Below are 12351 nucleotides of genomic sequence, written 5' to 3'. Positions count from 1 at the left end.
ACCTCCCGATAGTTCTGATAAAAACTGCCTGCTCTCATGGTCTATTTCATGCAGGAATTTAGTCCGAATACACCTGCCAGAGCAGATGCTATGGCAATTACAACTTTGATAATGACACTCCAGGTCGAGTTTGATTTTTTTTCCATATAACTGATTATTTATTAATTGTCAACAGTCAACTGTCAACTGTCAATTTATCCCAGTGGATCATCCTCTATCCCCCCGTCGCCTCCGGCATTTCCACCTCCGGCGTTTCCTCCGGGAGTGGATGTTCCTGAAATATCCACGGTTGTCTGTCCGGCTTTTTGTGCTTTCAGCACAGCACGGGTGGCGGCACGTGTAGGTACCGGTGAACATTCCATACCGGCAAAGATGTCTTTTAAGTCTTCTCCGGGAATGAATTGAATATTGACGCCTGTGATATTGGCGGCGGTGAACTTTTCGGCCGTTTCCGCTCCACGGCTGGTGAGTTGCAGACGGAATTTTCCCAGGTCTCCGAAATCCACCTGTTCGCCTGCACGTAGGCCTTCGATCATATTCTCTACGGTGGCGATGATGACTGCGGATACGTCCGCCCTGCTGACGGTGGTCTGTGAGGCTACACGTCTGCTCAGTTCCTTCAGGGTCAGTTCGCCTGTAATTTGCGACTTGGCATAAGCCTTGGGCTCTTCGTCCGCTTTCTGCGGATTCTTGAGCATTGCAATACTGTAATTTTGCATAAACAAGAATAATTTAAAAAATTAAAATTAAAAATTAAGACTCTCTGTGTGGTGGGGAGGACAGTTCGTTTCTCCCTTCCGACAGGTCAAAGATACAATAACGGGAGGGTGTGAAAATGAGTGACATTGAGAGGTGATAAACCTGCTTCGGAATAAGTGATATCTGATGATTTTTCAGTACTTTTATAGCATAAAAGAACTTGAAAATTAATCAGAAAATTATCAGAAAATGAAGAAAATCGTTTGTGAACAGACTGCGGATGCCGCCATCGAAGAATGGCCCGTCCGTCCTTATTCCAAGAGTGAACTGGCGCATGCTTATGCTCCCGAAATCGGAGAGCGTTCCGCCCTCAACCGCCTGTCCCGCTGGATACGATTAAACGAGGCGCTGTCCCGTGCCTTGCGGGAGACCGGTTACCGGCTGACCCAGCAAATTTTTACGACCAAACAGGTGGAACTGATTTTCTTGTACTTGGGAAGGCCGTAGGGAAGTTGGGAATGGAGAGTTGAGAGTTGGGGGATGAACGCTTGCGGGAGTGAAGGGCTTCACTTGCGCAAGTGAGGGCGCACACTCCCGCAAGCGTTGGCATTCGCAGCCGCAAGTATGAGTATCCGTCATCCTGAGCGTAGTCGAAGGATGACGGATGGTTCTCAACTTCCCCAAGGTTTCTGGTCTTTCGCCATGACCCTGCCTTGCGCTTCCGCTATTATCTGTTTTTCGGATTCCCGTTCGTCGTAGCGGCCGCAGGGCTGTCGGACGAAGAGGACGCTGCCTGTCTGGCACAGGTCCTGGTCGCGCACCTTCAGCATGTCGAGCCTTGTATAAGCCCGGTCCTGCTCTTTGATGCGGGAAATGGAGAAGATGAAGTCGGCGAGGTTGGCCCAGTTGGCGCTGCCTGAGATGGTGTACATGTCTATGTCCTCCAGCTCATTCTTTCCGTTCTGCTTTTTCAGGCTGCGCGGATGGGCTACGATGATGACCCATATATGGTTGGTACGGCCCCATGCCTGCAACTGCGTCAGCATGGCCTTGATGGCTTGCGTCTCGGTGTTGTAGCGTCCCGTTTCCACTTCCATAAAGAGGTACGGGTCGATGATGAGATATTTCAACGGTGCCGTGCGGCGCACCATGTCGGCCCGTGCGAGGATGTTGGCGGGAGTGGGGGAGACTTCATGCAGGTCGAGGTGAACCATGTGCTCGTTCAGATAACTGACGATGGGTTGCAACTGCTCCCGGGTATAGTTGGCGGTGTTCACCTTGCCCAGCATCAACTGGACGAGATGCGCCATGTGCTTGTTCTTGTCCGGCACTTCGAAAGAGAGATAACAGACGTAACGCCCGGTTTTGGCCATCAGCCTGCAGGTGAGGTCGTTCAGGAAGTCTGTCTTTCCGCTGTTGGGCTTTCCGGTGCCGATAATCAGGCCTCCCTGGTCGGTGGGGTGAAATACGTGGTCCGTCAGCGGGCCGTAGCCTACGTCATACCCGTGGTCGTATTCACCGTTCAAGGCGTCCAGAATCTCATCTGTCCGCTCGCTGACGGTGATGATATCCGAGGTGTGTTGCGGGCGTGCCGCTTCGATAATTTCATGTACCACTTCCACGCCGTAGGCGGCAAGTACGTCGGAGATATCCTTGCAGTCGCCGGGCAGCGTGGTGAGCAGGCAGCGGGCGCCGAAGTAGTCGGTCAGGTGTTTGACGAGTGTCCGTCCGGGCAGGTCGCGGTCTCCGCAGATTACGATGTCCTGCACCTGGTCCAGCCAGGAGTCGAAGGCTTCGAAACTTTTGGGCAGGTCGCTTGCCGCCCCGTTGGGCACGCTGATGACGTAAGGGTATCCGGCTTCATTCAGGGTCAGCACGTCCTTTCCTCCTTCGGTGATAATCAGGCGCCGGATGTGTTCTTCGGACACGCGTAGCGGATTGATGCAGTCGATGTGATAGGGCGCACAAGGAGTGGTGGGAGAATCCTGGCTCCAGAACTTGGTGTATCCGGCAGGCTTTCCGTCGTCCGTGCGGCTGGCGGTGGACGGATCGCACGAACGGTACTTTACATTCACGGGTTGCCCGTTGACGTAGTTCACATAGGCGATGCAGTGATACATGGTTCCGCCGGATTTCTTCTCATCGTCCTTGCCGTAGCAGCGGTGCGTGAGGCAGCCGATATGGGCGCTCATGGCTGTCTGTAGCGAGATGCCCTGGTCGGCAAGGTAACGGCGTGCTGCCAGTTGGTCCGGGTCGGTTGTTTCAGGGTCGTCGGTCAGGGGCTTGATTTTAGAGAATATTTCGGGCGGAAGGCTTTTGTAGTCTTCAGGAATCATGGGCACTTCCGATGCGTGTTTTCCGCTATCGCCTGTTGTGCTGCTGCTTTTGCAGGTGTAATTTACGGATTTTCCCATGCCGGAAGATGCCCGGTTCATACCGGAAGCCGCTCCGCCGTTGCTGAATGAAGAATTGGAGTAGGGGCGTTCTTCCCAGAAGTCCTTGAGCTTTCCGTTGAAGTCGCATCCGGCATAGAAACAATGATAGGCTCCTGTCGCTTTGGATATGGAAAGATGTTTCTTTCCGCATTTGGGGCACTCGGCTACGAAATTCTTTCCTGCGTTTTTACGATCGGGAAAGTCACTGAGATAATAAAAGGGTTTCAATAGATTTATGATTTATAATTTATGAAATTGAACTATCTGTCATTCTGAGCTTGTCGAAGAATCTACTCTCTATGTCCATTGGTTGCTTAGCACATTCCAAATGGCTTTTGCCGAGGGTCTGGGTTGCGCTTCTTCGGGTATGTTTACTGTCCCTTCATCGACATCGTCATAGAATCTCATTCCCGATTCCGGGTCTGTCCATTCAAACTCACTGAGGGGATGATTATTCCGTTGATTCGTGCGGTTCTCTTGAGCCGCCTGTTCCCGCTTCTGCCTGCCGCCCCGTGCCGCATCGTTCAGCAAATGCTGCCCATGCGCCGACTTCAGCAGATTGTTCAGCCAGCAGAGCCTTCCGGTATGGTTGGATTTCATGAACCGGGCTTGGGAGGCGAAGTAAGGAATCAGCAGTTCGTTGACCATATACACCAGATTTTCGCAGGCGTGTTTACGTGTCAGCCCTTCGTGCGTCTGGAACCAGTTAATCAGGGGAGTCAGTATCTGCGCTTTCTGCGCGGAGTCCTCGTTGATGAGATGGAAAAACTCTTTGGCGGCAGCCAAAGATTCCGGCGTAACGATATTTTTCTTATCAGAATTATCATCTAAAGGTGTATCGCCGGTAGGCGAAAGTTCTTCCGAAGAAGAACTCCCTTTAGTATATATATTATATATATTATCCACCGCAGAAGTTTGCGCAGGAGTCTGCGGTAAAATTTGCGGTAATCCGGGTTGGATATCAGTCTCATTTGTCAGTTTTTCGGATTCGTTGTCATGCCATAGCGGTGAATAAAAGGCAGTGATCTGTTTCCGGTCCTCATTCTGGATAAATCCAAAAGACTGGCAATTCTTCACGGCTTCTATGAGTGCCTGTGTGGTGGTGAATCTTAGTGAGAGTCTGATGTCGTAGAAGTTTTCCACCGGATAAACTTGCTCGCTGTTCATATAAGGAGTCAGTCCGAGGTAGAGGTTCAGAAGTTTTGGAATGGCTGAATCTGTAATCTTCCGTTTTTTCCACAGACCGATGGTCTTTTGGAGTTCCGTTATGGAGATGGTTGTTTTTAGTGCTTTCATCGCTTTTTGTTTTTGAAATATGGCCCGAAGTTAGAGAGAATTCAAAAATGCATCGTACCAACATGTTGGTACGATTGCCCCGATAATTATCGAATATTAACATTTAATTTATATAAAATCATGCTTGAATCAGCAGAAGACTCATGTGAACATGAGAGTTTAGGTGAATATATCAATCAGCTCCGTCTCCATTTGGGTGTGAGTATTAAGCAACTTTGCGCGGACTGCCATATCAGCCGCCGCACCTATTACGAGAGTTCGGGCTGGTAAAGATTTAAAACTGAGCTTTTATGTTCGCATATTCAATGCTTTCCATGAGTATGAAACGGAAGAGGAATTCGGAGAAATGTGGAGGGAGATTGCTTCGTTGCTGTTCTGAGTGTTTACTACCACAGCGGTATCTTCCTTGTTAACTTGTTACCTGAAGCCTTGTCAACCGCGAAACTTGAGTTATAAATAAGTGGGTATTGGTTAGGAAAAAACGGATAGATTTTGTTACTTTGCAGGTAAACAAAGGTGGAAAGAAAATAATGGATATGATGCAGCAGAGACAACTTTACCCGATAGGGATACAGACTTTCTCGGAAATCCGTGGAAAGGGCTATTTGTATATAGACAAGACGGAGTATGTTTATAGAATGACGCATTCTGATTCTAAGTATGTATTTTTGAGCCGCCCTCGTCGTTTCGGCAAGAGTTTGCTCGCCAGTACGCTGCACGCTTATTTTGAAGGTCGTAAGGATCTGTTTGAAGGTCTTGCCATTGAGAAGTTGGAGGCGGAGTGGGCCCGGTATCCGGTGCTTCACTTTGATATGAGCATAGCGAAGCATGTGGATAAGGAACGACTGAACGGAATGTTGAACTATATGCTGTCCGGATATGAGCGGGAATATGATTGCCGTATAGCGGATCCTGACGCTAACGTCCGTCTGACAAATCTGATAAAATGTGTTTTTGCGCAAACCGGCAAGCAGGTTGTCGTCCTCATCGACGAATACGACGCCCCGCTTCTCGACGTTATCCACGAAGAAAAGAATCTTCCCGTGCTTCGGGATGTGATGCGCAATTTCTATAGCCCCCTGAAGGCTTGCGACCCTTATCTACGTTTTGTATTCCTCACCGGTATCACGAAGTTCTCCCAACTGAGCATCTTCAGCGAGTTGAATAATATCAAGAACATCAGCATGGATGTGTCATACGCAGCTATCTGCGGCATCAGTGAAGAAGAAATGCTGACTCAGATGGATAGTGATCTGGATTTGCTGGCTGCACGCATAGGTGTCTCTCGTGAGGGAATGATTGCGAAACTGAAAGATAACTATGACGGTTATCATTTCACCTGGCCTTCGCCCGATATTTACAATCCTTTCAGCCTGTTGAACGCTTTTGCCGACGGTAAGATGGATTCTTATTGGTTTGGTAGCGGCACGCCTACTTATCTGATAGAGATGCTGAACAAGTTCGGTGTGGTCCCGTCGAAGATAGACGGCGTGGAAGCCGTGTCCGCAGAATTCGACGCTCCCACGGAGCGCATGGCCAGTATCACTCCGTTGCTCTATCAGAGCGGCTATATCACTATAAAAGATTGCGATAGCGAATTTGGCATTTACACGCTCGACATTCCTAATAAAGAAGTTCGCACCGGATTGATGCGTAACCTGATACCTTCGTAGTTTCTCTCCACCATTCCCTATTGCGACAATGCCGATTCGGAGGGTCACTACCAGCAAGTGTTCTATATCATCTTCAGCCTTCTGGGGTATTATATAGATGTAGAGGTGCATACTCCTCGAGGCCGTGTAGATATTGTTCTCCGCACTCGTACCACACTGTACGTCATAGAGCTGAAGCTTGATAAGACAGCGGATGCTGCTATGGACCAGATTAATCTGAAGAATTATCCCGAACGCTTTGCGCTGTGCGGTCTGCCGGTGGTGAAGGTGGGGATTAATTTCGATAGCGAGCGGAGGACGCTGGGGGATTGGAAGATAGAGTAATTCGAATCTATAAGCTCTATTATAAAAGTTAAATCAATAAATCTATGATTATTGAGATAAAAGTTTTATTTTTGTGTAAGAATTAAATGCGTTAATTATATTATCAATGTCAAATCGTAAAGAATACATACTGCATTCCATTAAGGAGACAGTAGCGCAAGTTATGCCAACTGGTGCTAAGGTGATTCTTTTTGGGTCTCAGGCTCGAGGAGATGCTCGTGAAGATTCTGATTGGGACATTCTGATATTGCTTGATAAGGATAAATTGGAAGAAGCCGATCATGATAAATATTCTTATCCTTTATTTGAATTAGGATGGCACATTGATGCACAGATTCATCCGCTCCTTTATACCTTTAAGGACTGGTTAAAAAGGAATATTTCTCCTTTTTATAGAAATGTAGAACAAGACGGAATAGAATTATGCTAAGTATTGATGAGAAAAAAGCAATTATTGATTATCGCAAGCAGAAAGCTTATGACAATTTGAATGAGGCTAAAGAAGTCGCAAAATTAGGCTTTTGGAATTTGGCAGGTAATCGACTTTACTATTCTGCATTTCATATGGCTTCTGCATTATTATTAGATAAAGGTTTCACTGCTCGTTCTCATAGTGGTGTCATTCATTTGGTAGGTGCCCAATTTATAGCGAAGGGGCTTTTGGATAAGAGTTATGGGCGTTTGTTTTCTCGGCTTTTTGGATTACGTCAATCTGGTGATTATGACGATTTGTATGATGCAACAGAAGATGAGGTTTTACCTTATATAGAGAGAACGTTAGTCTTTATTACAGATATGGAAAATCTGATAACTCTTAAGGAAAAATAAAATTGATAGCGAACTGTAAGCCCTCAAATTAGGATTCAAAAATGCTGCCCCGTCATAACAGTTAAATCAATAAATCTATTTTCTTTAGTAGAACATGTTACCGGCTGAAAATCAGTCGGAGCAGTCTTTGCACGCAGAAAATAGGACATCCGATAAAATGAACAAAGTAATTAATTTCCATGAACTTCACGATCCGGTTTGGTTTGAGAAGGTAGTTGTGTACCTGAAAAGCAGGTATACAATGGTCGGCTCCCGGGACTTGTATGAGTATTATTACAACCATACGCCTTTAAGGAATGCCTGTCTGATAACCGTGGACGACGGACACAGTACATCGTATGATGTGATTTATCCGGTTCTGAAAAAGCATAAAGTTCCCGCAATATTCTTTGTGTCGCCGGAAATAGCTAAACGGGAAGAGGCTGTTAACTTCTGGTTTCAGGAGATCAGGGGGTATGATGAAGATAAATTAAGGAAGATTGCATTCGACTTCCTGAATATAACTCCTACTGAAGCAGAGATACAATATATATTTGATAAGACCTCGATTGACAATATGTGGGAAATAATATCCCGTTATCGTAAGTTGTATCACGTAGAGCCTAAAGCAGCTATGAATATGACTGTGGAGCAAATCCGGCAGATTGATAAAGAAGGTTTGGTAGAGATAGGAGCCCATACGCTGACTCATCCTTTCCTGGCAAGGGAAACGGTTGAAAGATCGATGAATGAAATAAAAGGTTCCATCAGTCAGTTGGAAGGATTATTGCAGCATCCCGTCTTGACCTTTGCTTATCCTAACGGGCGACCGGTTCTTGATTTTGGTGAGCGGGAAATGCAAATGCTGACCGATACATCCATCAAGTTGGCTTTCTCTACCCGTCCTCACAATTTCTCACTGTCCGATGATGTCTTTGCCATACCGAGATATGGATTGTCATGCGGTTCGATGAATTTTGTCAGGTTGAAACTCTTTTTGGGTAAATATTATCCTTTGTTGAGATATGCCTTAAATAAATAGGTCAGAAATCTTCATAATATATTCGTGGTATAAATAATCAGTGGCAGATGTTTTTGGAGTTAATTAATAAATCTTATTGGGTTATAGGATTCATATTGTATATTTGTTTCTCTGTGTCAATAAAGTCTTCAGAGTATTTTTATATGTATATTGTCTCTTTTGCTACTTTTTTTATTCTTGGTATTATTATTAATATATGGAGAAAGAGCATATCTAATTTTACAAGACAAAATCTATTTTTCACAGTTCTGGTGTCTTTGATCATAGAATCTACATTAATTCAGATGGTTTCCTTTTATATTGATGGTGATACTTTCATATTTTCTAAAATAGATGCTTTAATTTATTACAGGGAATCGTTGAAAATGTGTAAAATGAGTATTATTGAAAGTTTTCGGTATTTAACTAATAATTATGATTTTGATGATTGGGGAACTTCTTTGTGGATTTCTTCTATATTTCGTATTATACCCTCTAAATTATTCTTGAATTTCTCCTATTACATTTTAAGTTCTATTTCAGCAATAATGATGTTTGATATAGGGAGATGCTTAATGCCTAAACGGTATGCTTATATTGCAGCATTAACGTTTTCAGTATCCTCCTTCTCTGCAGCTCAGGGTTCAATGGTTTCAAAAGAGATAATTACAGTCTTTTTAGTGATAACATCGTTCTATCTGTTTTATTCATTTTTGAGACGAAAAAATAAGATATATCTTGTTTGTTCTCTTTTATTTCCATTGTTACTATTGTTTTTTAGGATTCCTGTCGCTTTATTGTTGATATTTTCCTTTGGATTAACTTTAATTTTGATGTACTCTAAAAGGATTTTTAGTATCATACTGGGGGGCATATTGTTACTAATGATATATTCAAGTTCGTTCTTTACAATGACAAATGAAAGATATCTGCGTGGTGGAGATACCGAAGCTATTATCGAACAAAAAATGGAAATGGCTGGTGGAGGGGGAGTTGTCAATCAAATGGCTGATCCCTTAGCTGCCTTGGCTGGCCCTTTTCCTTCTATTATGATGTATACAATAAAGAATACTTCTTTATTTGCTTCTGGGCTTCTTTATAGAGTATTACTTACGGCCCCCTTTTTTTTAGGTGTATATTATGCTTTTCGCCACAAATATCAAAGGATATATCCTTTAATTTTTTTCTTTTTGACTAATGCTATAGGGGTAGTAATTTCTGTTAAAGGACTGGAATTTAGATTGTCATTTCCTCATTTATCAATGGTGTATTTAGTTGCGTTCTGGTGGTTATCGAGATATGATTACTGGCAAATAAAGAAAAGGTTGCCTAGTATAATTATATGTGTATATCCTATTATTATTGCTGTGATTTGCTTTGTTTGGAATTTGAGATATGCTATATAAGAAATATCGTTGTTTATTGAAAAATGGATTGATTGAATAATTTTGCTTAATAAATTTTAAAAATGAAAGACGTTGTTGTTATTGCAGGGGCTCTTGGGAGTTCTTTCTCTATATGTAAAAGTATTAGGAGTAAATATTTGATAAAAACATATATTATATTTCTAAATAGTGATATAGAACATTTTTCTTGTCCAACAGGGCTTGTTACCGAGACTGTTAATTGGGTTGCAGATTCTGCTAATATTTTTTTTGAACGTATAAATGAATGGTATAGTTTGCATACATTCAAGGAATTACCTGTACTCTATTGTACTTCTGATGAAAGTTGTATGTTTGTTGCTCAATTTAGGGAGTGGTTTGAATTGAAATTTATACTAACGATTCCTGATAATTCAATAATAAACATTTATAATAACAAAGGGAAGTCTGATGTCTCTATAAAAAGAACCGACCTATTGGCTCCTAAAACATTAACTATCAAAACTCATGATGATATTGAGACCGTTAAAAAAGCGTTTAGGTTTCCTGTTATTATAAAGCCTATCGATTATCAAAATCAAAGAAAAATAGGTTTTAAGGTGAAAGTGTGTGATAGTATCGATGATTATTCTTTGCAATCTTTTGGTATATTATCTCGTAGAATACATTTCTTGTGTCAAGAATATATCCCAGGTGGTGATGATAAATCTTGGTTCTATATTTTTTTTCGAATGGCAAATGGTACAATTGTAGATTGTATGGGGAAGAAAATTGTCCAACATCCAAGAGGAAAAGGCAATATGGCTATGGGAATAACATGCCGTAATGAGAAGTTAGCTAAAATTAGTCAATCATTTCTTAAAAAAATAGGCTATGTAGGTATTGGGGGAATAGAGTTTAAAGAATATATGGGAGATTTCTATTTTATTGAAATGAGTACACGCCCAGAGGGCTTTATTCAAATTTCTAATGTTGCTGAAACTCCTCTGCCGCTGATTGCTTATTATGATGCCAATTTAGAAGTGATGGATGTAGGGCGGCAGTTCATTCAGAAAGATGATAGGGTATATGTGGATATTATAATATATCTGATAGAGATTATAAAAAGTAGAAAATATATAGAATTAATCTCACTTCTAAAAATATTATTTGCAAAAAAAACAACTTTTAATCCACTGCCATTTTCATATTATATGCTATGTTTGAAAAACTTTTTTTTGGTGTTTTTGAAATGAATTGTAATCTAAATACAAATAATAAGATGATGAAGATCATGGCTGATGAATCTAATGTGTATAAATTGTTTTTTTAAGATTATAATAAATGAGATGAAGAATTGCTTTATCGGTAGGTTTTGTACAATAAGAAAGGCTTTGCTAAAATCAGATAATCTGAGAACTCGGTTAGCTACTAAAAATATATTATATGGTTTTGCAATTAAAGGTCTATCCATTCTTTTTTCTTTACTATTAGTTTCTTGTACTTTAAATTATGTAAATTCAGCGGTATATGGCATTTGGTTAACTCTTACATCTATAATTTCGTGGTTCTCCTTTTTCGACTTTGGTCTAACACATGGTTTTAGAAATAAGTATGCTGAAGCAATGGCCAATGGCAATATAGAAAGTGCTAAGCAATATGTGAGTACTACAATGGTAATGCTAATATTAATATTTTGTATCTTTTTTCTGGTTGCCTTTTTTCTTAATGTTAACTTAGATTGGAATACTATATTACATACTGATGATATTAGTAATCATGAAATGAGACAGACGGTTAATGTTATTCTGATATTTTTCTGTTTACAGATGGTTTTAAGTATTTCTAACACAATCCTTATTGCAGACCAAAAGCCGGCGTTGTCTTCGTTTTTGCGGTTAGTAGGGCAATTTGGTTCATTAGTTTTGATATATGTATTTACATTAACAGTGAATAGGACATTGGTGCCATTGGCTTATGCTATATCAGGAGTGCCAACATTAGTGATGTTTGTATATAGTATATGGATGTTTTCTCATAAATATAAATTTTTACTTTTTAGTATCAAGAATATAAATTTAAAGCTTTTCAATAACATATTTGGATTGGGTTTTAAGTTTTTTTTAATTCAAACATCAATGTTAGTAATATATCAGTTTGCTAATGTGATTATTTCTAGAGAATTAGGGGCGGAATATGTAACTCAATATAATATAGCATACAAGTATTTTAATATTGTATATATGGGATATATAATAATAATACTTCCTTTCTGGTCAGCATTTACAGATGCCTATACAAAGAATGATTATTCTTGGATGAGAAAAAGTTATAAAGTACTGTCCAGAATTCAAATGGCACTTTTTATACCAATTGTTCTCTTAATTATTATTTCTCCCTATGTCTATAGAATATGGCTTAATAGTAGTGTGGAAATTCCTTGGCAATTATCAATTGTTATGGGTATATATATGTTTATTATTAGTCGTGCAAATTTATATATGCATTTGATTAATGGCATGGGAAAGGTTGTAATCCAATTGATAATATACGTATCCTGTTCGCTATTTGCACTTCCTGCAATGCTTTTTATGTGTAGATTTAAGGGGCTTATAGGATTAATTTCAATTATGGCATTTGTAATGTTGCTACAAGCGATATGGGGACATATACAATTAAGTAAGTTGTTGAGGCAAACGGCTCAAGGTATTTGGGCGAAATGATAGAATAGA

12 protein-coding genes and 1 pseudogene are annotated in these 12351 nt (G+C 41.2%); 9 read left to right on the top strand and 4 right to left on the bottom strand.

Features of this window, described 5'->3' with window-relative positions; all coding sequences use genetic code 11:
• Nucleotides 1-41 precede the first annotated feature (41 nt).
• Both DW182_RS22140 and DW182_RS10325 read right to left on the bottom strand, forming a co-directional pair.
• Nucleotides 42-146: a smalltalk protein gene (locus DW182_RS22140; protein ID WP_158580779.1), complete on the bottom strand. Its 105-nt coding sequence runs from the start codon at nucleotides 144-146 to the stop codon at nucleotides 42-44.
• 48 nt (nucleotides 147-194) lie between these two features.
• Entirely contained in the window at nucleotides 195-719 is a 525-nt protein-coding gene (locus DW182_RS10325; protein ID WP_118295454.1) for an HU family DNA-binding protein, read from the bottom strand.
• Between the two features lie 229 nt (nucleotides 720-948).
• On the opposite strand from DW182_RS10325, the gene DW182_RS10320 reads away from it, so the two are divergent.
• Entirely contained in the window at nucleotides 949-1206 is a 258-nt protein-coding gene (locus DW182_RS10320) for a DUF4248 domain-containing protein (RefSeq protein WP_118295453.1), read from the top strand.
• A 164-nt stretch (nucleotides 1207-1370) separates the two neighbouring features.
• On the opposite strand, the gene DW182_RS10315 is transcribed toward DW182_RS10320, so the two are convergent.
• The gene (locus DW182_RS10315; RefSeq protein ID WP_118295452.1) at nucleotides 1371-3362 is read right to left on the bottom strand and encodes a bifunctional DNA primase/helicase; all 1992 of its coding nucleotides are present in this window, start codon (nucleotides 3360-3362) and stop codon (nucleotides 1371-1373) included.
• A gap of 69 nt (nucleotides 3363-3431) precedes the next feature.
• On the bottom strand, nucleotides 3432-4430 hold the full coding sequence (locus DW182_RS10310) for a hypothetical protein (protein ID WP_118295451.1): 999 nt from the start codon (nucleotides 4428-4430) through the stop codon (nucleotides 3432-3434).
• A gap of 120 nt (nucleotides 4431-4550) precedes the next feature.
• Here DW182_RS10310 and DW182_RS10305 point away from each other — a divergent pair, with 120 nt between their 5' ends.
• From DW182_RS10305 to DW182_RS10270, 8 genes and pseudogenes are all read left to right on the top strand, one after another.
• Nucleotides 4551-4700 (top strand): transcriptional regulator, encoded by a 150-nt coding sequence (locus tag DW182_RS10305; protein ID WP_118295450.1) that lies wholly within the window; start codon nucleotides 4551-4553, stop codon nucleotides 4698-4700.
• A 266-nt stretch (nucleotides 4701-4966) separates the two neighbouring features.
• A pseudogene (locus tag DW182_RS10300) lies at nucleotides 4967-6427 on the top strand (ATP-binding protein).
• Nucleotides 6428-6533: 106 nt separating this feature from the next.
• Nucleotides 6534-6857 carry a nucleotidyltransferase domain-containing protein gene (locus DW182_RS10295; RefSeq protein WP_118295449.1) on the top strand — a complete coding sequence of 108 codons (324 nt, stop codon included), beginning with the start codon at nucleotides 6534-6536 and terminating at the stop codon, nucleotides 6855-6857.
• Nucleotides 6851-7255, top strand: a complete 405-nt coding sequence (locus DW182_RS10290; protein ID WP_118295448.1) for a HEPN domain-containing protein — start codon at nucleotides 6851-6853, stop codon at nucleotides 7253-7255. The genes DW182_RS10295 and DW182_RS10290 overlap by 7 nt, the downstream gene beginning before the upstream one ends.
• Nucleotides 7256-7412: 157 nt before the next feature.
• Nucleotides 7413-8276 carry a polysaccharide deacetylase family protein gene (locus tag DW182_RS10285; RefSeq protein ID WP_158580799.1) on the top strand — a complete coding sequence of 288 codons (864 nt, stop codon included), beginning with the start codon at nucleotides 7413-7415 and terminating at the stop codon, nucleotides 8274-8276.
• A 374-nt stretch (nucleotides 8277-8650) separates the two neighbouring features.
• The gene (locus tag DW182_RS10280; RefSeq protein WP_147400122.1) at nucleotides 8651-9661 is read left to right on the top strand and encodes a hypothetical protein; all 1011 of its coding nucleotides are present in this window, start codon (nucleotides 8651-8653) and stop codon (nucleotides 9659-9661) included.
• A gap of 62 nt (nucleotides 9662-9723) precedes the next feature.
• Entirely contained in the window at nucleotides 9724-10875 is a 1152-nt protein-coding gene (locus DW182_RS10275; protein WP_118295445.1) for a hypothetical protein, read from the top strand.
• A 93-nt stretch (nucleotides 10876-10968) separates the two neighbouring features.
• The gene (locus DW182_RS10270) at nucleotides 10969-12342 is read left to right on the top strand and encodes a lipopolysaccharide biosynthesis protein (RefSeq protein WP_158580798.1); all 1374 of its coding nucleotides are present in this window, start codon (nucleotides 10969-10971) and stop codon (nucleotides 12340-12342) included.
• The last annotated feature ends 9 nt before the right edge of the window (nucleotides 12343-12351 follow it).

The sequence above is a fragment of the Bacteroides sp. AM16-24 genome, from assembly GCF_003471885.1.
Taxonomy (GTDB): domain Bacteria; phylum Bacteroidota; class Bacteroidia; order Bacteroidales; family Bacteroidaceae; genus Bacteroides.
This window is presented reverse-complemented; position numbering and strand designations above follow the sequence as displayed.

Excerpts from the sequence above, each read along its gene's own strand:
- DW182_RS22140 (WP_158580779.1), bottom strand. The coding sequence starts at position 146 with ATGGAAAAAAAATCAAACTCGACCTGGAGTGTCATTATCAAAGTTGTA.
- DW182_RS10310 (WP_118295451.1), bottom strand. The coding sequence starts at position 4,430 with ATGAAAGCACTAAAAACAACCATCTCCATAACGGAACTCCAAAAGACC.
- DW182_RS10280 (WP_147400122.1), top strand. The coding sequence starts at position 8,651 with ATGAGTATTATTGAAAGTTTTCGGTATTTAACTAATAATTATGATTTT.
- DW182_RS10305 (WP_118295450.1), top strand. The coding sequence starts at position 4,551 with ATGCTTGAATCAGCAGAAGACTCATGTGAACATGAGAGTTTAGGTGAA.
- DW182_RS10285 (WP_158580799.1), top strand. The coding sequence starts at position 7,413 with ATGAACAAAGTAATTAATTTCCATGAACTTCACGATCCGGTTTGGTTT.
- DW182_RS10290 (WP_118295448.1), top strand. The coding sequence starts at position 6,851 with ATGCTAAGTATTGATGAGAAAAAAGCAATTATTGATTATCGCAAGCAG.
- DW182_RS10325 (WP_118295454.1), bottom strand. The coding sequence starts at position 719 with ATGCAAAATTACAGTATTGCAATGCTCAAGAATCCGCAGAAAGCGGAC.
- DW182_RS10320 (WP_118295453.1), top strand. The coding sequence starts at position 949 with ATGAAGAAAATCGTTTGTGAACAGACTGCGGATGCCGCCATCGAAGAA.
- DW182_RS10270 (WP_158580798.1), top strand. The coding sequence starts at position 10,969 with ATGAAGAATTGCTTTATCGGTAGGTTTTGTACAATAAGAAAGGCTTTG.
- DW182_RS10275 (WP_118295445.1), top strand. The coding sequence starts at position 9,724 with ATGAAAGACGTTGTTGTTATTGCAGGGGCTCTTGGGAGTTCTTTCTCT.
- DW182_RS10295 (WP_118295449.1), top strand. The coding sequence starts at position 6,534 with ATGTCAAATCGTAAAGAATACATACTGCATTCCATTAAGGAGACAGTA.